The sequence below is a fragment of the Streptomyces sp. NPDC052496 genome (assembly GCF_040679095.1).
In the GTDB taxonomy this organism is placed as follows: Bacteria; Actinomycetota; Actinomycetes; order Streptomycetales; family Streptomycetaceae; genus Streptomyces.
Genome location: NZ_JBFAUH010000019.1, coordinates 94,017 through 114,350 on the forward strand (window position 1 = coordinate 94,017; position 20,334 = coordinate 114,350).

The following is a 20,334-nucleotide window of genomic DNA, read 5'->3' on the forward strand; positions in this document are numbered from 1 at the left end:
CCGGCGTCCGTTACGGCCGGCCGAAGCCCGTCCTAGCCTCGCGGCATGGACTTACGAAGCGGCATTCTCGACGAAGCCCTGGAGCGCCTGCACGCCTCGGGCCCCGAGTTCCAGGGGTTCCTCGCCAACCATGGGCCGATGGCGGTGGAAGCCCTGGTCCGGCACGGGCAGGCGGGTGCGGTGCACCGCTGGCTCGACCGTTACGAGACGAAGCTGGAGGACGTGCCGAGTCCGCAGGGCACGATCACCGACGCCGACTGGCGCACGGCGCTGGGCGACCCGCACCGGGTCACCGACTGGACCGCGTACTTCTCCCGCCTGGTCGCCGACCGCCCGTGGCGGGACGTGCTCGCCGAGTGGTGGCCGCGCCTGCTGCCCGGCATCGCCGGTGCCGCGACGCACCCCGTCATCCGGGTCGGTCACGTCGTACGTACGCTCCTCGACGACGGCGAGGAGGCGCCGCGCGTCGCGGAGCTGGCGCACGCGCTCGGTTACTGGGCCGCCCGGCACACCACGCTGCCCGTCGCCGTGCACCCCACCGGCACCGCCACTCCCGCCGAAGCGCTGGCCGCCCTCCCGCGCATCCCCGACCAGCAGGTCCTGCCGCTCGACGGCCTGGCCCAGCTCCCCGGCACGCCGGGCTGGCCGGCTGCCGCCGCGTCGCTGCGGGTGCCGTACGACGATCCGGACGCCGCCCGCGCGCAGCTCACCGCGCTCGTCCGGGCCACCGTGCACCGCTATCTCGACCACGGGCACGGTCACGGCGTCCTGATGGTGCACACCGCCACCGCCCCGAACGCCGTCCTGCGCACCCTGCCCGCGCTCCCCCGTGAGCTGTGGGCGGCATCGCTCGGCGCGGCCTGGGCGGCGAGTGCCGCGATCACTTCGGTCTACGCGGCCGGCGAGGCGTCACCGCCGCTGATGGGGGCCGGACCGCTCCATGCCGAGGAGGTTTTCGAGCGTGCCGCCCGGCACGGTGACGAGCACGTCATCAAGATGACCGACACGGCGGTGGACGTGGCGGCCTCGGCTGCGGACGGTGACGACCGGGCGCTGGCCGCTGCCGTGCGCGCTCAGCGACTGATTCCCGCCGATTCCTGAACGGATCGCACCGGATTACCTCGGGTTGCATCCGTTCCGGAGCGTTCCTGAAAAAACCGGGGCCCGTCGCGCAACGGCTCACCTGCGCCTTTCCGCCCCGTCACCCTTAGTTAAAACTTCAAGAAATGGCGGGGCGGTGAGACAGTAGGTGGTATGAGCACCGAACCCGCAGGTGAGCCTCGCTGGCTCAACGACGAAGAGCAGTACGCCTGGCAGTCGTACCTGCACGCCACCACGCTCCTGGAGGACCACCTCGACCGCCAGCTCCAGCGTGACGCAGGCATGCCGCACGTCTATTACGGGCTGCTCGTCCAGCTCTCCCAGGCCCCCCGGCGCCGGTTGCGGATGACCGAACTGGCCCAGAACGCCAAGATCACCCGCTCCCGGCTCTCGCACGCCGTGGCCCGCCTGGAGAAGAGCGGCTGGGTCCGCCGCGAGGACTGCCCCTCCGACAAGCGCGGCCAGAACGCCGTCCTCACCGACGAGGGCCTGCGCGTCCTGGAGAAGGCGGCGCCCGGCCATGTCGCGGCCGTACGGGCGGCGATATTCGACCGGCTCAGCCCCGAGCAGGTCGGCCAGCTCGCGGCCATCTGCCGGACGGTCGCGGACGGCCTGCAACCACAAGGCGCCGACCTGCCCTGGCTCCGCTGAGGAGCGAGGACGGGCCGGCGCCGTGAGGTGCGGTGCTGTCCGTGGTCATTCCTACGGGACGGTGGCGTCCGCGATCATTCCTACGGGCCGGTGACGTCCGTGAACATCCCTACGGGCCGGTGACCGTGCTCCGGCCACCGGCCCGTACGCGCACGCTTCCGTACGCCCCGGTTTCCGTACGCCCAGACTTCCGCACGCGCACACCTTCCGCACGCCCGGGTTCCGTACGCGCACGCTCAGCGGACCGCACCCGCGCCCGGTGTCACCACGTCAGTGCGCCATGCCCCCAGATCGGCACGTCAGTGCGCCATGACCGAGACCGGCACGTCAGTGCGCCATGACCGGAATCGGCACGTCCGCCTGCGCGTCGGCGCCCTCGGCCGCGTCCGTGCCGTCGTCCGAGCGGGCGACCGGGCCGTTGCCGCCCTGGTGGCCGGTGGTGATCAGCGTGTACGCGAGGACCGCCGCGAGGGCCAGGATGCCGACCGCCCACCAGATGGCCGCGGTGTAGCCGTGCACCATCGACTCCAGCTTGAGCAGGTCCACCGAGGGCGCGCCCTTCGCGTGCGAGGCGGCGTACGCGGTGGTGGCGCTGGCCGCGATGGTGTTCAGCAGGGCGGTGCCGATCGCGCCGCCCACCTGCTGCGAGGTGTTGACCATCGCCGAGGCGACACCCGCGTCACGCGGCTGGACGCCGTGCGTGGCCAGCGACATGGCGGGCATGAAGGCCGTGCCCATGCCGAGCCCGAGCAGCAGGAAGGCGGGCAGGATCAGGGCCGGGTAGGACGTGTCCAGGTCGATCCCGGTCAGCAGGAACATGCCGACTGCGGCGAGCAGGAAGCCCGGCGCCATCAGCAGGCGCGGCCGGACGCGGGTCATCAGCCGGGCACCGATCTGCGTCGAGCCGGTGATCATGCCGACGATCATCGGCAGGAAGGCCAGACCGGTGGTGACCGGCGTGTAACCCTTCACGATCTGCATGTAGTAGGTCAGGAAGAGGAACAGACCGAACATGCCGATCACGGCCAGGCCCAGCGACGCGTAGACACCGGCCCGGTTGCGGTCGGTGAGCACCCGCAGCGGCAGCAGCGGGTTCTTGACCTTCGACTCGACGAGCACGAACGCGGCGAGCAGGACGGCGGCGGCCACGAACAGGCCGATGGTCATGCCCGCGCCCCAGCCGTCGGACTCGGCGCGCGTGAAGCCGTACACCAGGGAGACCAGGCCCAGGGTGGCCAGGATGACGCCGGGCACGTCCAGGCGGGACGGGTTACGGCTGCCCTCGGGCTCCCGGATCACCAGCAGCGCGCCGGCCGCCGCGATCACCGCGAACGGGATGTTGACGAAGAAGGTCCAGCGCCAGTTCATGTACTCGGTGAGCACACCGCCGAGGATCAGGCCCACGGCACCGCCACCACCGGCGATGGCACCGAAGATGCCGAACGCCTTGGCCCGCTCGCGCGCCTCGGTGAACGTCACGGCGAGCAGCGACAGCGCCGACGGCGCCAGCAGCGCGCCGAAGACGCCCTGGAGGGCGCGGGCGCCGAGCAGTACGCCCTCGTTGGACGCGGCGCCACCGAGGGCTGAGGCCAGCGCGAAGCCGACCAGGCCGATGACGAAGGTCCGCTTACGGCCCCACAGGTCGGCGACCCGCCCGCCGAACAGCAGCAGACCGCCGAACGCGAGGGCGTACGCCGTGATCACCCACTGCCGGTTCGCGTCGGAGATGCCGAGGTCGGCCTGGGCGGAGGGCAGGGCGATGTTCACGATCGTCGCGTCGAGCACGACCATGAGCTGCGCCAGGGCGATGAAGATGAGCGCTTTCCAGCGCCGGGGATCGACGTGTGTGGCCGAAACAGACATGGGTGGGTCCACCTAGTGGTGCGTGAGCGAAATGCGGAATGTGGGCGCGGTGTGCGTAAGTGAAAAAGTCGGTGCGGTTGGGGTGTTTAGTTGGTGTTGAACATGTGTTGATCAGACGTTGATCGGCTTCGGATACGGCCGCACAGGGCGTTCCGGGCAGCCTGGAGCAGGACCGGGCCGCGCGTCGCCCGCGCGATTCCGGTCATTCCGAGTTGTTGCGTGGTGGGGGCGAGTCCGCCGGTAAGCGGCAGCCGGCATCCGGCAGTCGGCGTCCGTCAGTCGGCGTCCGACACTCGGCGTCCGGCAGTCGGCGTCCGACACTCGGCGTCCGACACTCGGCATCCGGCAGTCGACGTCCGTCCGGCCGGGCCTTGATCCCCCGTTTCCCCGTATCCCCCCGTTCCCCCGTGTGGTTCGTGTGGCTCGCGTGGTCCGCGTGGTCCGCGTGGTCCGCTAGCTGTGCCGGAGGTCCTCCAGCGTGGCCGCGCAACCCGGCAGTTCGGAACGTGCGGGCGCCCGCAGGCCGTCCAGGAACAGCAGCAGGTGCCGGTACACGAACCGGTCGAAGTCGGCGCACCCTCCCCCGAACTTGGATGACGGGTGCCCCAGTCCAGGCAGTGGGCGCGTGAGCTGAGTCAGCGCGACCATCAGGTCACCGACGGCGATGTCGGTGCGCAGCTGGCCGCTGTCGCGCGCGGCGTCCATCAGGGCCTCGACGGCCCCTTCCAGGCGCTCACGCGCTGCGAGCAGGTCGGCATGGTCCCTGTCGACACCGTCCGAGAGCAGCGAGCACAGGGCTCCGATCCGCTCCTCGACCGCGGCGAAGACGAAGCGCCGCAGCGCCTGGAAGGCGTCGGGCTCCTCGTCGAGCGCGCGCTCCGCCTTGTCCGCGGTGCGGTCCATGACGGAGAGCGTGACGTGGTGGATCAGCTCCAGGCGATCCGGGAAGTGACGGTAGAGCGTCGCATTGCCGACACCGGCGCGTCGAGCGATTTCGTCGAGCGGGATCTCCGCCCCGAATTCGACCATCGCCTCACGCGCCGCCCCGATGATCCGCTCCCGGTTGCGCAGCGCGTCCGCGCGCAGCCTGGGCTGCGGGGCCACACATGCGCCGTCGGCGCGGGTGCGGGTACGGGTGGCGGTCATGTCGGCACGTTCCTCTCGTGTTCGTCGGGTCCGGAAGCCGGAGCAGTCGCCTCCGGAAGCCGGGCCAGTCATGTCCGGAAGCCGGAAAAGTCGCATCCGGATGTCGAACAGTTGTGTCCGGAAGCCGGAGCCAGTCGGCTCCGGAAGCCGGACCGCATCAAGCGGGGAGCGATTCCCCGTTTCAGTCGGACGTCTGGTTAAACGGGGACGCCGTCCCCGGTTATTTCGGCCGACGCTGTGTGCTGCGCCACACGCGCCGTACGGGTCGTACCGGGCACGCCGGACCGCGCTCCGTGCCGTATACATGCGTCATGAGGGTTTCGCTCCACCCGGCTGCGCCGTTCCGCGCGCTCCGGTCGTACGTGTGCCGGGCTCCCGGCACGTTCATCTGGCTCGCGATTCTCTTCGTGACCTCGGTGATCGTTCACCAGCTCTCCCCCGAAACCCTGGAGAGCGTCCTGCAACGCCGCTCCACCAACATCCACAACCTGCTGCTCTCGCCCGGCCGGGTGCTCCTGACCAGCGCCCTGTGGCTCGACGGCGGCGGCTGGCCCCTCTACTTCCTCCTCTTCAACGTCTTCCACGTCCCGGCCGAACGCTGGCTCGGCACCCACCGCTGGCTCGCGGTCATGGGCATCGCCCACATCGGCGCCACGTATCTGAGCGAAGGCGTCCTCGCTCTCGCCATCCACACGGACGCGGCCCCGTACTCCGCCGTGAACACCCTGGACGTCGGCGTCAGCTACGCGCTGGCCGGCGTCGCGGCCGTCCTGACGTACCGCATCCCCTGGCGCCCGGCGCGCCCCGTGTACGCCGCCGGCGTCCTCGTCTTCTTCGCGCTCCCCCTCTTCGACGACCTCACGTTCACCGACATCGGCCATTTCGCGGCCGTGCTGCTAGGACTGGCGTGTCACCCCCTCACACCGCAGAGGAACGCGGCCCACGCGCCCACCTCCCTCTCCTCGCATAGCTGACTGACCTACCCCTCTACTCGCGTAGCTGACCCACGGCAAACGCTAGACCCACCCACTGACAACCGGTCCAAATGACCGAACTAGACCCCAGTTGGTCAGCAGAGAACACACCTCGATCAGGAACCGGCATCACGCCAGTGCTGACGGCCCACGTCGATGAGACGCAACTGCCGTCGCGCCGTACGTGCCACCGCCCGCCACCGCTCCGTGTCCTGGCCGCCACCGTCCCGTACGTCCAGGAACGCCGAGGCCGTCATCACGAGCCGGTCCACGTACAGCTCCGCCAGCATCCGTACGTCCTCGTCGCTCCAGCCGCCCGACACCGGCTGCGCCGTGAGCGCCGCCGCGACCTCCGCCGCGAACCGGTCCAGTTCGCCCGCTATGGCCTGCCGCACGGCCCGTACACCGCCGTGCCGTTCGCGCGCGATGAACCGCACGTGCGCGGGGTGTTCCCGTACGTACCGCTCGACGACCGCGACCGTGTGGTCGATCCGCTCCTCCGCGCCGGCCGGTTCGGCGAGGACCGCGCGGATGGTCGCGTGCAGGCTGCTCAACGACTCCTGGACCAGGGCGACTCCGAGTTCGCCGAGGTCACGGAAGTGCCGGTAGAAGGCGGTGGGGGCGACGCCGACCGCGCGCGTCACCTCGCGCAACCCCATGCTGCTCAGGCTCTGTTCCGCCAGCAGCTCCAGCGCCGCGTCGAGCAGGGCCTGCCGGGTGCGCTGCTTCTGGGCCTGCCGGGCCCCAACGGTCTCGCTGTGACTCATATCATTCAGTAAACAACCGTTCTCTGAGTTTCTCCACCCCTAGGCTGGGAACCTGAGTGAACAACTGTCCTCCAGAATGGAAAGGCAGATCATGCTGTTCCTTGTCGCAGCCCTCCTCCTGCTGGGGATTCTGGTGGGTACCGCGGCACACCTCCCGGTCCCCGTCACGATCATCGCGGCAGTGGCCATCAGCTGCTGGCTGCTCGTCTTCTTCATCCGCGAGCGCCGCCACCACTCCGACAAGACCGAGGGAGCGTCCCGATGACCACCCTCATCACCGACCACGACCACGAGACCACCCACGAGACCGACACCGGCACCCGGCGCACCGGCCCCGCCACGGAACCGGACGCGAAGTCGCCGGCCGGGCCGAAGAAGCGCGGCGCACCGCGCGGGCAGGCCGACGGCATGGCCGTGGCCGCATTCGTCCTCGGCCTCGTAGGCACCCTGGTCGCCAACGTCGTCCTCGGCCCCTGCGCCCTCGTACTCGGAGCGCTGGCCCTGGCACGCAACACCACCCGGCGCTTCCGCGCCGTCCTGGGCATGTCCCTCGGTGCCGTCGATCTGATCATCCTGGCGATCGTGGCCACCGCGGACGGCACCCTGAGCTGGACCGTCGGCGGCTGAGCCGAGCCGGGTGCAGCGGCCGGTCCCTGTGCCGTGCCGGTCCCTGTGCCGTGCCGGTCCCTGTGCCGTGCCTGTCCCTGTGCCGTGCCTGTCCCTGTGCCGTGCCTGTCCCTGTGCCTGTGTCCGGGCCTGTGTCCGGCCAAGGTGACGGCATGCTTCCGGTTTCGTTGTCCCGGCAGAGACGCGGAGACGCGGTGACGGAGACGCGAAGACGCGAAGACGCGCATATGGATACGCGGGTACGCACACGCGGCTTCAGACGCGCGGACGCGTTGCGGCACAGCCGCGCGGCACCCAGCCGCTCAAGCGGACCGGTCGGGCGAAAGTGCCGGCCCCGGACGGAAGGACACCGGAGATGCCGGTCATCAGCAAGCCCCGCACAGCCGCCTTGGCCGCCACCGCTGCCACCACCGCCGTCGCCGGCGCTGTCGCTGTCGTCCTGGTGGGCGTATCCGCCGGGACGGCCGCGGCGACGACGGTCATCGGCGCGGGCAACAGCGCCCACGACAACCACTGCGCCAACGGCGGATCAGCGCGCGCTCTGCAGAACGGGGCCGGCTCGCCCGGTGGCCTGGTCGGCGGCGTGCTCACGCTGATGCTGAGCGCCCCCGCCAATCAGTGCGGCGACCTCGGCCTGCCCAAGGAGGACAAGGCCGACCAGCCGGCGGAGAACCTGCACGTGGACATGGCCGAGTAGCGGCTACGCCACCCTCGGGTCCGCGTGTGCGTAGGCGTACGCGCGTGGCTGCGGGAGCGCGTGCAGCCGCTGGTGCGGGCCGCGTTCCGCCCGTAGGGCGTCGAGCGCGGTCAGCGACTGGACGGCGTACGCGACCGAGGCCAGCGTCATGTGGCGGTGCCAGCCGTCGTACGACCGCCCCTCGAAGTCCCGCAGCCCCGTACGGCCGCCGGTACGGACGCTGTCGCGCGCCACATGGGCGGCGGTCCGCGTGAGCTGGTGGAGGTCGGCCGGGGACCGGCGGGCCGGCGTCGTCAGCCAGAAGTCCGCGCGGGCACCCGGCCCGCGGCTCCTCTCGTGCCCCTCGGGGTCGTCGTACCGCTGGGCGTAGAGCAGCAGCTCACCCACCTCGCCCACCTCACCGCTCTCACCTGTCCCACGAGGCCGGGCCGTTAACACCCGGGACGGTACGGCACGGGCCGGTACGACGCGAGCCAGTACGGCCCGTACCCCCGGGGCCACGTCGTGGACCGGCAGACCGAAACGTTCCGGCGCGGCCAGGAGGCGCTGCGCCGAGGTGGCGCCGCGCCGCGTCAGCCGCCCGACACGGTCCACCAGGTGGACCGCAAGGGAGCCGGGCGTCCGGGCCAGGACGGGCAGGCCGAGTGAGGTCAGGGCGCTCATCACGTCATCGGCGTGGTGCATCTGGCTGTCCCAGATGACCGGGGCGGCGGCGCCGGTTCCCGGGTGAGCGGCCCGGCGCGCCAGTTCGAGGATCTGGGCCGCGCCGTCGTCGGGGGCGGGGATGCCGGCGGCCGGCGGGGGGAGGTGGAGGCGCCAGTCGACGGGGACGTTGAGGGCCTGGCCCGCGTACCAGAGGCCGTACGCGAGCTGGCCGTTGACCAGCTGGCCGGTGGCGGGGACGAAACGGCGGTGGACGCCGACCGAGTTCGTACCGGACTTGGGGATGAGCATCGGGCGCACGACCCACGAGCGCGGGCGGGCGAGGCTGACGAGGTAATCGGCGAGGGCTTCGCGGACGGTGTGCCAGTTCCACGGGGCGTTGCAGATGAAGTGGTGGAGGCGCTGGGCCGCACCGGTGTCGTCCAGTGTCCGGGCGATGTTGCGGATGGACTTGCGGCCGGGGGCGGTGAGCAGTCCGCGCAGGTACTGCTCGCCCTTGAGGTGGTGGTCCGCCCTGGTGAAGGACGCGAACAGATGGCTGCACAGGTCCTCGATCCACGCCTCCTGGGTGCTGGACGGCCGCCCGGGGAGGAGCGGCGGAACTGCGGTGGCGGCTGCGGGCACGGACAAGGGACTGGCCCCCGGGGAGACGGGACGGGCGTGCGGATGACAGCAGGACAATAAAGAATGTTCGCTATGTTTCTCGCGTCGGGGGACGGATCGCGGACGACTTCACGAAGTTCCGGGGGTGGGTGGGTGCGGCGGGGCGAGGCGGGGGGCGGGAGACGGACGTTAGTTCCCCGGCCCCCAGGCCCTCCATCCCTCAGTCCTTCAGTTCCTTCGCCCCTCAGGCCCTCAGCTGCTCCGCCCCTCAGGCCCTCAGCTCCTCCGCCCCTCAGTCCCCGAGCCCCCGGCGAACGGCAGCGTCCGCCAGTGCTCGACGGCGGGCTTCAGCGCCTCGACGAGCATGGGCAGCTGCGGAGCGAGCGCGAGGCACGCCACCGCCCGGATCATGCCCACGGCGTTGACGAGGCGGAGCACGCGCGCGTCGAGCGGCCGCAGCCCGCGCCGCCGCGCGGCCTCGTCGTACGCGGCCTCGCACTCGGGGCCGAGGGCTGCCACGTCCCACTCGACCGGGCCGAGCGTGGTCAGTTCGAAGTCGGAGTACAGCTCGCCACCCTTGGCGGCGACGATGTTGACGGCGGGAGCGTCCCCGTGGATCGGCTGGAAGTCGACACCGGGGAACTCCGCCTCGAACGCCTCGCGCGAGCCGACCAGGGGCTCCAGGACCGCCCACTCCCGCCGCGCGCGGTCGAGATCCGCCGGGTCGATGAGATCGGTACGCCCTTCGAGGGCGGCCAGCGCCTCGGTGGCGAACCGCGGTTCGGCGGCCGACAGGAACGGCAGCTCGCCCGGGTACGCGCGCAGCGCGGCGTGCAGGTCGGCGGTCAGGCGCGCGTTGTGCACGTAGTCCGGCTCGCTGCCCTCGGCATGCTCGACGAACTGCCAGAACGTCATCGAGAAACCGTCACGCTGCACAGGCTCCCGCGGCACGAGCGGACTCGGCGGAATCACCGGGACGCCCCGCAGCGCCAGCCAGGCCACCACGTCCAGCTCCAGCCGCTGCCGCGCCGCCTGGGTGCCGGCGTCGGCGTACGGCGGCAGGACGGTCGGCACCCGGACCACCACAGGGGCGGGAGCGAGATGCACGACGACGGAGAACACGTCGTGCAGCACCCTCGCGTCGGTGACCGTCAGCCCCAGGTCACGCCCGGCGGCGACGGCCGCGTCCAGCGCGCGGGACGTACGGGCGGCGAGCTGGTCGGGCGTCATGAACTCGGGCAGTCCTGGCATGGCAGCGATGGTGCCATGGTGCGGGGTGGGCCGCGACGGGATTGTCGCTGTGCCTCTGACCGTCACCGTCACTGTCACCGCGACGCGGCGCGCATCCGGCCGTCGCCCGCCCGGCACTCCCCCACCCGGCGTTCCGAGGGGCGGTGTTCGGGCGCGTGATGGTCGGCCGCCCGGCGGTCGGCGATACGGTCCGCACCGGTGCGGTCCACCTCGGTACGGCCGGCACCCACCGGACCCTCGCCACCCCGGCCCTCGCCACCCCGGTTCTCGCCACCCCGGCTCCCCGCGCCCCGGCTCTCCGCGCCCCGGCTCTCCAGGGCGTCGTCGCCGCCCACCAGGAGCGGCGGCCGGGCGCCGAGGACCAGGCCCCAGACGTGGTCCACGTGCTCCCACGGGGACAGCCCGGCCGTGGCGCCGCGCGGTACACCGATGCGGGCCGCGAACTCCGCGCCGGTCACCACGGAGACCGCGGTGGCGGTGACCGCCTCCACGGTCGTCCAGCCGGTGAAGTCCGGGCGCGCCCGTTCGACGAGTTCGCTGAGCGACGGCAGCCACATCGCGTACCAGGTGTCGCCGTCGTCCGGGAAGTCCCAGGCGAGGCGGGCGGCGGCCCGTACGGCGGGTTCCTCTTCGAGCAGTCGCGCGAGCGTACGGGTGAAGGTGACGACCCGCCGTAACTCGCCGCGCGTGGCCGCCTTGGGGCCCCTGCTCGCCGACATGAGGGAGGCCAGCGCGCTGCGGGTCAGCGCGCAGCCGGCTTCTCTGACCGCTTCGGCGAGCGCCGCCTTGGACGGGAAGTGGAACGTCAGGCCGCCGATCGTGACGTCCGCGGCGGCGCTCACGCGGGCCATCGAGGCGCCCGCGTACCCCTTCTCGGCAATTTCGTCGGCGGCGGCCCGCAGCAGGGCGCGGCGCGTCCGCTCAGCTCGGTCCTGTCGCGCCATTGTCCCGCCTCGGTGATCGCCCTCGGTTGCCAGCGCCGTACCGGTGACATCCAACCGCCCATGCTAGGCCCGGCCTTGACGGCTCGCACGGTCGCGACGGCAGTTGGCGGAGACTTGATCAGTATGGGAACCGGGAGCTGTCGCGGGGACTCTTGAGAGGTCATGCGGTGGCTCTCGGAGCGTTCCCACCGCGCCGTCGAAGCGGAATCCGAGCGCGTACCGGTCCCGCACCCCGCCGGGGCCCGTGCGCGCCGGGTCCGTACCGGCTCGCGGGGCCGGGCTGAGACCGCTCACGACCCCCTCCGTACCCGTCTCCCGCGCGCTGCCGCATCCATCGGTTCCCCGCCGCACACCGGTAGTTCGGGCATCGTTCACCCGCGTCCGGACGGCTCCTGGTACGACGAAAAAAGCCCGGGACCTGGTGGGCTCGCAAAAAAAACGATCGTTCTTTATTCTTTGCTGGTCGGCGCCCGATTCACGGGATGACCACGGGAGGGAACGAACACATGACGACAGAAACTGCGCATCCGGCTACCCGCACCCCCGCACGACCGATGACCGCTTCCCTCTCTTCCAGCCACCCTCTCGCAGTACATGGCGTATCCGACAAGTCCGGTGTGCGCAATGTCACGGGGATCACGTCCGACACGCTGCCCACCGCCTCCGGCCGGGCCGCCCGCAACGGCCGCTCCGCCGCCCGCAACGGAACCGGCGGCAGGACTCCGGCCGCCGGCACCACCGGCCCCGCCGGGCGAACCGGAACCGCCCGCAGAGCAGGCCGGGCCGAGACCCCCGCCGCGCCCGAGCGCCGTACCGCCACATCCGGAGGCTCTGGATCCAGCTCCGGATCCGGCTCCGGATCCGGCTCCGGATCCGGCTCGGGATCCGGATCCGCCGCCGCGTCCGAGGCGCCCGTCCTGTCCGAGACGTTCGACGCCTTCGCGGACGACCTTTTCGGCCATCTGCCGCGTACCGACCAGCGCCGCTGGGCCCACGCCTACCTGCTGGCGCTGCTGACCACCGAAGGCAAGAAGTCCGTACGCCGGCTGGCCGCCGCCGTCTCCGACTCACCCACCGCCTCGCAGTCCCTCCACCAGTTCCTCAACGCCAGCCCTTGGGACTGGAACCCGGTACGCCGCGAACTCGTACGCCGGGCCGAACAGCCCGCCGCGCCCCGCGCGTGGATCCTCGCCCCGGCGGTACTGCCCAAGCGCGGCGGCCACTCCGTAGGCGTCCACCGCCGCTTCGACTCCGCCGCCGGGCGGACCGTCAGCTGCCAGCTGGCCATGGGGATGTTCCTGCCGGTGGGGGAGGCGGCCACGGCGGTCGCGGTGTCGGCGTCGACCGCGTCGGGGGTTTCGGGGGTCGCGGGGGTATCAGGGGCTTCTGGGGTATCGGGGGTTTCTGGGGTTTCTGGGGTTTCGAGCACGTCGAGGGTCTCAGGCACCTCAGGTTCGTCGGGCACCTCGGGTGCATCCAGCGCCTCAGCCGCATCAGCCGCATCGGCTGCCGCCGTCGACTGCGGCGGCAGTGCTGCCGTGTCCGTCGACTGGCGGCTGTTCCTGCCCCCTCAGTGGGCCGACGACCCCGAACTGCTGCGCCGCAACCGCATCCCCGCCTCGGAGACGAACCACCCCCGCCCGATGTGGGTGCACGCCCTCGACCTCGTGGAAGCGCAGGCCGCCCGTTCGACCTGCCCGCCGGCGCCGGTCGTCGCGGACCTCAGCGAGTACTCCGACTCCGTACGGCTCATCGAGGCGCTGGCCCGGCAGGGACGCGACTTCGTCATCGCCGTACCGCCCGCCACCGCACTGGCCACCCCGGCCACCCCCGGCATGCCCGGCGACCCGGGCGCGCGCCCGCGCCTGCTGCAATCCGCGCCCACGCCCGTACGCCTGCCCAACTCGCACCACACGTACCGCGCCTTCGCGGAACCCGGCCCGGCGAGCGCCCGGCCGGCCCGGATCTGGCTCACCAACATGGCGCACCGCCGCATGGGGCAGCTCATCGGCCTGGCCCGGCTGCACCAGCTCCCCACGGCCACGCTGCGCACCCTCGCGTCGGACTTCGGCCTCCACGACTTCGAGGGCCGTTCCTTCCCGGGCTGGCATCACCACATGACGCTGACTTCCGCAGCGCATGCCTATCGCGCGCTGACGGCGGTGCCGGATGAGCAGACGCTGTCGAGGGTGCGGTTCGTTTCTTAGGTCCTGTCGTAGGTCGTGTCGTAGGTCGCGTCGCAGGTCGCGTGGTAGGTCGCGTCGCAGGGACTCCGGGGATCCAGGGGCTCGGGGCCCCGGGGCTCGGGGGTCCGGGGGCTCGGGGCCCCGGGACCGGATCGGTGCTCTGACGTCGCCGGGGGAATCAGGCCTGGAGGTGGGACCGGTACCAGTCGGCCGCCTCCGCGAGCCGGGCCAGTGGGCCGGGGCCCGGGTCGCAGCCGGCCGCCGTCCACACCTCGTCGCTGCGGTACCAGTGGTCCCGGGCGAGGAGGGCGAACTGCCGTTCGCTCACCCGGCCGGGGGTGGAGCTGAGCCGGCTCAGGCACGCTTCCCAGGAGAGGTCAGGGAGGTCAGGGAATCCGGGGCGGCCGGGGATGCCGTGGAGGGTGTGGAGGGTGTGGAGGGCGTGGAGGCCGGGTTCCGCACTGGCGTGCTCCGGCATGGCGTCCGGTCGCGGGAGAACGCCGTGGGCGATCAGGGTGTCCATGAGGTCCCCGTTGCGTACGGGGGTGGGGTGGCTGGCGTGGTGGACGCCGCCGGGAATGCCGTACGCAGCCAGAGCCAGCCGCGCGAACAGACGGGCAAGATCGTCGACCACCACCATGGAGAGCAGACCGCGCCCGCCGTCCCAGCGTGCCGGTACCCGGCCGAGCAGTTCGGCCAGCGCCGGCACCACCCACCGGTCACCCGCGCCGAGCACCAGCCCCGGCCGCAGCACCGTGCCGCCTGCCTCCAACACCGGGCGTTCGGCGGCGAGGCGGGTGCGGCTGGCCGGTGAGACCGGTTCGGGCCGGACCTCGTCCACGTCCAGGCCGGCGTGCGGCCCGGCCCCGTACACGGCAGCGGTGGAGAGGTGGACGATACGGCCGACTCCGGCCCGTACGGCTTCGTCGACGAGGGCCGCGGTACCCCGGACGTTGACCAGCTCGCAGCGCTCCTCGTCCCGGCCGATGTCGGAGGCGAGGTGCAGCAGGACGTCGGCACCTTCGCAGACACCGCGCAGCGAGGCGGGGTCGGCGAGGTCGGCGGCGAACCATTCGACGGGGGTGGCGGAGCCAGAGGGCTCGGAGGGCTTGGAGGGCTCGGAGGACCCAGAGAGCTTGGGGAACTCGGAGGCCTCAGAGGGCTTGGAGAACTCGGAGGCATCGGAGGACTCAGGCGGCTTGCGTGAGACGGCACGGAGATGAAGTGGGCGTGCGGGCCGTGCCCCATTCGCGTACAAAACCGAATCCGGATTCGGATATGGCTCCCCATGTGATGTCATGTCCGAGGACGGGACCGGTTGCGGCCGACCGCCGGACGCCCCCGCTTCCGTCGGCGGAACCGATTGCGGGCGACCGCCGCACACCCCCGCTTCCGCACCGGCGCACAGCAGTTCCCGTAGCACCGTGGAGCCGATGAACCCGGTCGCCCCGGTCACCACCACCCGCCACGGAACCGTCACCGCTCCGCCGCCCGCCACCTCGTCCATCACGCCTCTCGCCACGTGCTTCACCACGCGTTCACCACGCGCTTCGCCGTACTCTTCGCCGGGTCGTCCGCTCCCGCCACCGTACTTGTCCGCACTCCGGATCAGGCCGCCGCCCGTCGCCGCGCCGCGAAGGTGAGCTGTTGTCTGACGGGGTGCGCGGCGACGCCCGGGAGCAGGTAGCGCCAGAGGGAGACGACGCGTTGGTGCAGGTCAGCGCGGCCGGTGGAGATCTGGGAGAAGAGCTGGGTGCCGGTGTAGGCGCTGACCAGGACCCAGGCCAGTTCGTCCACGCCCACCTCGGGGAGCAGTTCACCCTTCTCGCGCGCAGCTCGCAGCTGGCAGCCGAACTGCTCGGCCCAGAGGCGGTACGCGGAGTCGTCCTGGACGCCGAACTCGCCCTGTTCGACCGCGAGCCGCACGCCGGCACGCAGGGTGGGGTTGGACTGCAGTTCTTCCGCCAGGTACAGGGTGATGTCGATCAGGCGCTGCAGGCCGTCCTCTCCGGGCGGCATCTCCAGGCCGCCGCTCTGCTCGATCATCACGGCCTGGGCCAGGGCTTCCTTGGACGGGAAGTGGAAGTACATCCCGCCCTGGGTGACACCGGCGCGCTTCATGATCTTGTTGATACTGGCGCCGCTGAACCCGAACTCGTCGAACACCTCGGCGGCCGCCCGGAGGATGACCTCACGTGTCCTGACCGCACGTTCCTGCATGGACAGCACCAGCTCCCTCGACAACAAAACGAATACTATTTATTTTATGAGCGCCGAGGCTCACACGCGGTGACAGCTGAACCGTCCTTGCCGCGGCCCCCGTTGGCCACCCGCCACCCCGCGCAGGACCACGCCGGCCCACCCCTGGAGCCCCGGCGGACCACAACGGACCGCAACGGTCCGGACCTGCACACTCCTCAGGGGGACACCCGCATGAGCACCACCGGCCAGCTTCCGAAGTACTCCGCACCCGCTGCCGCCGGACGGTGCCCGCGCACGCTGACCACCACCGTGCCCAAGGAGTATGTACACAAGACGGCGCTCTCCGAAGTCCTGCTCACCAGTTGGAAGGAGACGGCCCCGGACATCCACGTAGTGACCGCGGAATGGCCGCGGACCCACACGTTCTACTCCTCCAGGAACCGGCTGCACGACCCCCTTCTGCTCGTCGAGACCATCCGCCAGACCATTCCGCTGCTCTCGCACCTCGCTTACCAGGTGCCGTTCGGGCACCAGCTGATCTGGGATCACTTCAGTTATGCGCTCGACCCGGGCGTACTGCGTACCGAGACTGCCCCTACCGAAATCGAACTACGCATCGTCTGTTCCGACATCAAACGCCGCAAGGGCACGCTCAGCGCTCTGACCATGGATGTCGAAGCGACACGCGGCGGCGTCCACCTCGCCTCCGCGGTCGCCCGTTTCACCAGCCACGCGCCGGCGGTCTACCGCCGCCTGCGCGGCCCGTACGGCGACGCCCGTGAGGCGATGGCCCGCGCGGTACCGCTACCGCCGCCGGTCGCGCCGCCGAGGGTGGCCCGCGCCCAGTACGAGAGCGTATTGCTCTCCCCCACGGACACCAGCAATCGCTGGCAACTCCGCACGGACACCACCCATCCGGTCCTCTTCGACCACCCGGTCGACCACGCCCCCGGCATGCTGTTGCTGGAGGCCGCCCACCAAGCCGTACACGCGGTACTCCATCCGCTGCCGGTCATACCCGTCGGCCTGAGCACGGTCTTCGCGCGATACGCGGAACTGGACGCGCCGTGCTGGATAGAAGCCACGCTGGTCGGCCGGGAAAAGGCAGAGCCGAAGGGGGACTCCCGTACGCATCCGGGAACCGTAGAGGACTTCGGCGCCGAAACTTCTGGAATGATCCACGCCTGCGTCACCGGACATCAGAACGGCCTCGAATTGTTCACCGCAACGGTCAGAGCCCGACCGCTGAAGCTGGAGTCGGCGCCGTGAACTCGGCTCTGTGAAGTCGAATCTGTGAACTCGGCTCCGGGAATTCGGCACTGTGAAACCGGCGCTGGGAAGTCGGCTGTGGGAATTCGGTGCTGTGCAACGGACCCGAGGGCGGTAACCCGCCACCGGTACTCGACAACCAGAATCGACCGACGCCGGCATCGGCGCCGTCGCCGACCCTGACCCCACTCCCCCGCCTTCAGCCCCGCCCTCACACATCACCTCCATCCCGCCACGACTTCGGAAGCTCGGCCGGGCGTGCGGGCGGCCGGGCGTGCGGGCGTGCGGGCGTGCGGGCGGCCGGACGTTCACTGATCGTTCACCTCATGGTTATGTCGCCGTAAACAAGCCACCACACCCCCTTCCGGCCATCCATTTTCTTGGCATGTACACGGCATACCAGTGCTGCGGTCCAGACCAGACGCACACCACACACCTCTCGGCCGCGACCGGTCACTACCAGCCACGTAGCGCGCCCGAGCTGTGGCCATGACGGGAGGGATCAAGCCAAACTGCCCGCCGGTGTCGACATTTGAGCCATCCCGGGATTGCGGACCTTTGACGATCACTTGGTCTATCTTTTACGTTCTATGGAGCGGCACCCGCGCACTGTGCGTGGCTGATCATCGCCGTTTTCCACCATCCCCTGCCTGCGGAGGCTCGACGGACATGGAACAGCTGATCAAGAAGATGGCCCAGGACGGCGTCTGGCGTGAGTGGGTGGCCGTGAACTCCCCGCGCGGCGCGGGCAAGGACGGCTGCATCAGCGCGACGAAGTCCGGCTGCATCAGCGCGACCACGGCCGCGCCCAAGACGGGATGCATTTCCTGACCGGGCGCTGAGCCTTCCGGGCGGGAAGTCGGCCGGCGGCCCGCACAGCCCCGGCCGCCTTCCCGCCACCGCGCAGTGGCACGAGGTCCGGTCGCACGACACCACGCATTCCGTGGAATTCGAGCGTTCCGCATACTTCATACGTTTTGGTACAGGTTCTCGTACGCCGCGACACCGATCACTCCCCGTCCGCCAGACAAGACAGACCTGAGGGTGACCATGGATGGCCAGCCGAGCCGGTCGGGACAACCGACCGCCGACATCGTGAACCGGATAAGGGACATACCGATCTACCGCTCGTCGATCGAGCGGGGGCACTTCCCCATACTGGACAAGCCCGAGATCGCCCGGGGATTTCCGGACAACTGGATGACGCCGGTACTGGCCGACGCACTCGCCGCCGGCAAGGCGGAGTACGTGCTCTCCACAGGCACCAACCACGCGCGGATGCAGATCATCCGGCCGCCGTACTTCCTGCTGAACTCCTACTACCAGCTGTGGAGCGAGCACCCGGACATCGCCGGCACCTGGCACGAGGGGTGCCGCCGCGTCTCCCTCACCACGGTGCTGGCCACGGAGCACGTGGCGCGCGTCAACGCGAAGAAGCACGGCCGGAGCCGGCCCGCGCCCGTACCCGACCTGGCGGACCGGCGCCTCGACGACCGCACCTTCTACGTCAACCTCACGCTCGACCCGGCCCATTGGGAGCGCGCGGACGTCGAACGGATGCTCGCCGAGATCCGTACGGCCCAGGAGGCACACCCGCAGGGCCGCTACCACCTCGACTGCTCCAGCTACCACCTGGCGCACCTCGTACGGAAGGTGACCGACTGGGGCCTGTGGCACCGCTTCCCGCGGCCGGCCAGCATCGTGCACGCGTACGAGTACACGCCGGTGAACGTACGGCGCTACCTCCACGAGCACTTCGACTGCCCGGTCATCGACCTGTTCGGCAGCACCGAGCTGGGCTACCTGTACTACAGCGACCGGCACGGCCGGTACCACCCGTACCTCGACAAGATGAGCGTCGAGCTGGTCCCCGTGGAGCCGGGCAGCCACATCTTCAGCATGATCGTGTCGAGCGTCCGGAACCCGTACATGCCGCTGATCCGTTACCGCTCCGGGGACTGCGCGCGCACGCTGGACGGCACGCCCGACCCGACGAAGATCTCCCGGTTCTGCGGCCGCGAGAAGGAGCTGTTCGCGTCGGCACACGGCCAGGGCCCGGTCGCCCAGGGCGACCTCGACGACTGCGTCAGCGCGGCGTCGTCCCGCGTGTTCGTCCACCAGCTGCGCGTACCGGCTGACCGGAGCCACGCCGAACTGCGGTACACGACGTTCGACGGCGCTCCCGTGGACGCGTCGGAAACGGCCGCGCTGAGCACGGGGGTGGAGCAGCTGACGGGCCTGCCGTGCCGGGTCGAGCACCGCGCGCACATCCCGATCGGGAAGTCGGGGAAGTACGCGTGGCTGGAGCGGGAGCAGGCGGGCGAGCCGTGAGTCGCTGAGCGCGGGAGCGGGAGCGGGAACGGGAGCGGGCCGGGGCCTGCCGAGACCGGAGCCGAAGCCGGTGTTGAAGCCGGCGTTGAATCCGGTGCCGAAGCCGCAGCCGGTGCTTGAGCCGGCGACGAGACCGGCCTCCGGCATCCTCCAGCCGACACCAGCCGCCTCCAGCCGCCACCGGCCGCCACCGGCCTCTTCCGGCGCCGTCCTGGTACCGGCCCCGCCACCCCGCCCCGACCCGCCCCGCACCACCTCACCTCCGTACGGATCGCCCCTGGACCACGGGAGAACCATGACCACCCAACCGCAGGACCCACACGTCACCCCGGACGCCCCGGAGACCCCGGACGCTCTCGTCCGTACGGGTAGCCCTGTCACCCCCGACGGCCCCGTCACCCCCGACGGCCCCGTCACCCCCGACGCCCTCATATCCCTGCTCGGCGAACGCCTGCACGCCGAAGTGGTGCAGCACTTCGTGGCGTTGACCGACGCCCCGCCCGAGTACGTGGAACGCCAGGTCGTCGAGTGCCTGCGCTACCTCTACCTCGTCTCCCGCCACCGCGAGCAGCTCAGCGGTCTCTTCCTGCCCGTCGAACAGGACATCGACGAGATCTGGCACTACCTCATCCTCCAGACGCGCGAATACCGCGAATGGTGCGAGCAGCGCCTGCCGGGACGGTTCTTCATCGAGCACCGCAGCATCGGCTACGACGCGTACCAGCAGGAGCCGGGGCGGGAGCAGGTGATCGAGGAGGCGCTGCGCTGGATACCGCTGTACGTCCGGGAGTTCGGGCCCTTCGACGAAGGCGCCCTGCCGCACTGGACGATCGTGCGCTTCCTGCACGACCAGCTGAGCATGTCGCTGCGGGACATCGCGGCACTCCAGCCTGCCGGCGCGCCCTGAGCGTGCTTCCGGGGCAGCCCCGAGAACGAGGAAAAGGACCTATGAGTGCTCGGCCCGGCACACCGGCCCCCCACGCCACACCTCAAGGCGCACCCGCCGATCCGGCCGCGAAGCCCGTGGAGCTTGCGAAGCCCGTGGAGCTCGCGGAGCCC

General features: G+C 70.9%; 19 protein-coding genes. 11 read left to right on the top strand and 8 right to left on the bottom strand.

Annotated features, from left to right (window positions below; genetic code table 11):
* Nucleotides 1–45 precede the first annotated feature (45 nt).
* On the top strand, nt 46–1,101 hold the full coding sequence (locus AB0L45_RS24845; RefSeq protein WP_365843444.1) for a questin oxidase family protein: 1,056 nt from the start codon (nt 46–48) through the stop codon (nt 1,099–1,101).
* Between the two features lie 153 nt (nt 1,102–1,254).
* Nucleotides 1,255–1,752, top strand: coding sequence for a MarR family transcriptional regulator (locus AB0L45_RS24850; protein WP_365843446.1), 498 nt, complete (start codon nt 1,255–1,257; stop codon nt 1,750–1,752).
* Between the two features lie 327 nt (nt 1,753–2,079).
* Here AB0L45_RS24850 and AB0L45_RS24855 read toward each other — a convergent pair whose 3' ends face one another.
* Together AB0L45_RS24855 and AB0L45_RS24860 are read right to left on the bottom strand one after the other, a co-directional pair.
* Complete coding sequence (locus AB0L45_RS24855) at nt 2,080–3,615, bottom strand: MFS transporter (protein ID WP_365843448.1); 1,536 nt, start codon at nt 3,613–3,615, stop codon at nt 2,080–2,082.
* A 453-nt stretch (nt 3,616–4,068) separates the two neighbouring features.
* Complete coding sequence (locus AB0L45_RS24860) at nt 4,069–4,761, bottom strand: TetR/AcrR family transcriptional regulator (protein WP_365843450.1); 693 nt, start codon at nt 4,759–4,761, stop codon at nt 4,069–4,071.
* Nucleotides 4,762–5,072: 311 nt separating this feature from the next.
* On the opposite strand from AB0L45_RS24860, the gene AB0L45_RS24865 reads away from it, so the two are divergent.
* Nucleotides 5,073–5,735: a rhomboid-like protein gene (locus tag AB0L45_RS24865; RefSeq protein ID WP_365843452.1), complete on the top strand. Its 663-nt coding sequence runs from the start codon at nt 5,073–5,075 to the stop codon at nt 5,733–5,735.
* Between the two features lie 116 nt (nt 5,736–5,851).
* Here the strand turns inward: AB0L45_RS24865 and AB0L45_RS24870 are convergent, their stop codons facing one another.
* Nucleotides 5,852–6,502, bottom strand: coding sequence for a TetR family transcriptional regulator (locus AB0L45_RS24870; RefSeq protein ID WP_365843454.1), 651 nt, complete (start codon nt 6,500–6,502; stop codon nt 5,852–5,854).
* A gap of 91 nt (nt 6,503–6,593) precedes the next feature.
* On the opposite strand from AB0L45_RS24870, the gene AB0L45_RS24875 reads away from it, so the two are divergent.
* From AB0L45_RS24875 to AB0L45_RS24885, 3 genes are all read left to right on the top strand, one after another.
* Nucleotides 6,594–6,767 carry a hypothetical protein gene (locus AB0L45_RS24875; protein ID WP_167515157.1) on the top strand — a complete coding sequence of 58 codons (174 nt, stop codon included), beginning with the start codon at nt 6,594–6,596 and terminating at the stop codon, nt 6,765–6,767.
* Nucleotides 6,764–7,129, top strand: coding sequence for a hypothetical protein (locus tag AB0L45_RS24880; protein WP_365843456.1), 366 nt, complete (start codon nt 6,764–6,766; stop codon nt 7,127–7,129). The genes AB0L45_RS24875 and AB0L45_RS24880 overlap by 4 nt, the downstream gene beginning before the upstream one ends.
* 355 nt (nt 7,130–7,484) lie before the next feature.
* Entirely contained in the window at nt 7,485–7,826 is a 342-nt protein-coding gene (locus tag AB0L45_RS24885) for a hypothetical protein (protein WP_365843458.1), read from the top strand.
* 3 nt (nt 7,827–7,829) lie between these two features.
* On the opposite strand, the gene AB0L45_RS24890 is transcribed toward AB0L45_RS24885, so the two are convergent.
* The 3 genes from AB0L45_RS24890 to AB0L45_RS24900 all read right to left on the bottom strand — a co-directional run bounded on the left by AB0L45_RS24890 (nt 7,830) and on the right by AB0L45_RS24900 (nt 11,287).
* A complete protein-coding gene (locus tag AB0L45_RS24890; protein WP_365843617.1) occupies nt 7,830–9,113 on the bottom strand; it encodes a transposase in 1,284 nt (427 codons plus the stop codon).
* Between the two features lie 255 nt (nt 9,114–9,368).
* Nucleotides 9,369–10,343 carry an aminoglycoside phosphotransferase family protein gene (locus tag AB0L45_RS24895; protein ID WP_365843460.1) on the bottom strand — a complete coding sequence of 325 codons (975 nt, stop codon included), beginning with the start codon at nt 10,341–10,343 and terminating at the stop codon, nt 9,369–9,371.
* A gap of 74 nt (nt 10,344–10,417) precedes the next feature.
* Entirely contained in the window at nt 10,418–11,287 is an 870-nt protein-coding gene (locus AB0L45_RS24900; RefSeq protein WP_365843462.1) for a helix-turn-helix domain-containing protein, read from the bottom strand.
* 617 nt (nt 11,288–11,904) lie between these two features.
* On the opposite strand from AB0L45_RS24900, the gene AB0L45_RS24905 reads away from it, so the two are divergent.
* Entirely contained in the window at nt 11,905–13,494 is a 1,590-nt protein-coding gene (locus AB0L45_RS24905; RefSeq protein ID WP_365843464.1) for a transposase, read from the top strand.
* Nucleotides 13,495–13,651: 157 nt separating this feature from the next.
* On the opposite strand, the gene AB0L45_RS24910 is transcribed toward AB0L45_RS24905, so the two are convergent.
* Nucleotides 13,652–14,731 carry an NAD-dependent epimerase/dehydratase family protein gene (locus tag AB0L45_RS24910; protein ID WP_365843466.1) on the bottom strand — a complete coding sequence of 360 codons (1,080 nt, stop codon included), beginning with the start codon at nt 14,729–14,731 and terminating at the stop codon, nt 13,652–13,654.
* A 350-nt stretch (nt 14,732–15,081) separates the two neighbouring features.
* Nucleotides 15,082–15,693: a ScbR family autoregulator-binding transcription factor gene (locus AB0L45_RS24915; RefSeq protein ID WP_365843619.1), complete on the bottom strand. Its 612-nt coding sequence runs from the start codon at nt 15,691–15,693 to the stop codon at nt 15,082–15,084.
* Nucleotides 15,694–15,906: 213 nt separating this feature from the next.
* Here AB0L45_RS24915 and AB0L45_RS24920 point away from each other — a divergent pair, with 213 nt between their 5' ends.
* The 4 genes from AB0L45_RS24920 (at nt 15,907) to AB0L45_RS24935 (ending at nt 20,182) form a co-directional block, all read left to right on the top strand.
* Complete coding sequence (locus tag AB0L45_RS24920) at nt 15,907–16,944, top strand: ScbA/BarX family gamma-butyrolactone biosynthesis protein (protein ID WP_365843468.1); 1,038 nt, start codon at nt 15,907–15,909, stop codon at nt 16,942–16,944.
* 669 nt (nt 16,945–17,613) lie between these two features.
* A complete protein-coding gene (locus tag AB0L45_RS24925; RefSeq protein ID WP_365843470.1) occupies nt 17,614–17,775 on the top strand; it encodes a hypothetical protein in 162 nt (53 codons plus the stop codon).
* A gap of 219 nt (nt 17,776–17,994) precedes the next feature.
* Nucleotides 17,995–19,275, top strand: a complete 1,281-nt coding sequence (locus AB0L45_RS24930) for a hypothetical protein (RefSeq protein WP_365843472.1) — start codon at nt 17,995–17,997, stop codon at nt 19,273–19,275.
* Nucleotides 19,276–19,570: 295 nt separating this feature from the next.
* The gene (locus AB0L45_RS24935) at nt 19,571–20,182 is read left to right on the top strand and encodes a hypothetical protein (RefSeq protein WP_365843474.1); all 612 of its coding nucleotides are present in this window, start codon (nt 19,571–19,573) and stop codon (nt 20,180–20,182) included.
* The last annotated feature ends 152 nt before the right edge of the window (nt 20,183–20,334 follow it).

Bases quoted from the DNA above. Each gene is read 5' to 3' on its own strand.
- AB0L45_RS24860 (WP_365843450.1), bottom strand. From the start codon at position 4,761: ATGACCGCCACCCGTACCCGCACCCGCGCCGACGGCGCATGTGTGGCC.
- AB0L45_RS24875 (WP_167515157.1), top strand. From the start codon at position 6,594: ATGCTGTTCCTTGTCGCAGCCCTCCTCCTGCTGGGGATTCTGGTGGGT.
- AB0L45_RS24865 (WP_365843452.1), top strand. From the start codon at position 5,073: ATGAGGGTTTCGCTCCACCCGGCTGCGCCGTTCCGCGCGCTCCGGTCG.
- AB0L45_RS24855 (WP_365843448.1), bottom strand. From the start codon at position 3,615: ATGTCTGTTTCGGCCACACACGTCGATCCCCGGCGCTGGAAAGCGCTC.
- AB0L45_RS24930 (WP_365843472.1), top strand. From the start codon at position 17,995: ATGGATGGCCAGCCGAGCCGGTCGGGACAACCGACCGCCGACATCGTG.
- AB0L45_RS24935 (WP_365843474.1), top strand. From the start codon at position 19,571: ATGACCACCCAACCGCAGGACCCACACGTCACCCCGGACGCCCCGGAG.
- AB0L45_RS24920 (WP_365843468.1), top strand. From the start codon at position 15,907: ATGAGCACCACCGGCCAGCTTCCGAAGTACTCCGCACCCGCTGCCGCC.
- AB0L45_RS24900 (WP_365843462.1), bottom strand. From the start codon at position 11,287: ATGGCGCGACAGGACCGAGCTGAGCGGACGCGCCGCGCCCTGCTGCGG.
- AB0L45_RS24845 (WP_365843444.1), top strand. From the start codon at position 46: ATGGACTTACGAAGCGGCATTCTCGACGAAGCCCTGGAGCGCCTGCAC.
- AB0L45_RS24885 (WP_365843458.1), top strand. From the start codon at position 7,485: ATGCCGGTCATCAGCAAGCCCCGCACAGCCGCCTTGGCCGCCACCGCT.
- AB0L45_RS24915 (WP_365843619.1), bottom strand. From the start codon at position 15,693: ATGCAGGAACGTGCGGTCAGGACACGTGAGGTCATCCTCCGGGCGGCC.
- AB0L45_RS24850 (WP_365843446.1), top strand. From the start codon at position 1,255: ATGAGCACCGAACCCGCAGGTGAGCCTCGCTGGCTCAACGACGAAGAG.
- AB0L45_RS24895 (WP_365843460.1), bottom strand. From the start codon at position 10,343: ATGCCAGGACTGCCCGAGTTCATGACGCCCGACCAGCTCGCCGCCCGT.
- AB0L45_RS24880 (WP_365843456.1), top strand. From the start codon at position 6,764: ATGACCACCCTCATCACCGACCACGACCACGAGACCACCCACGAGACC.
- AB0L45_RS24870 (WP_365843454.1), bottom strand. From the start codon at position 6,502: ATGAGTCACAGCGAGACCGTTGGGGCCCGGCAGGCCCAGAAGCAGCGC.
- AB0L45_RS24925 (WP_365843470.1), top strand. From the start codon at position 17,614: ATGGAACAGCTGATCAAGAAGATGGCCCAGGACGGCGTCTGGCGTGAG.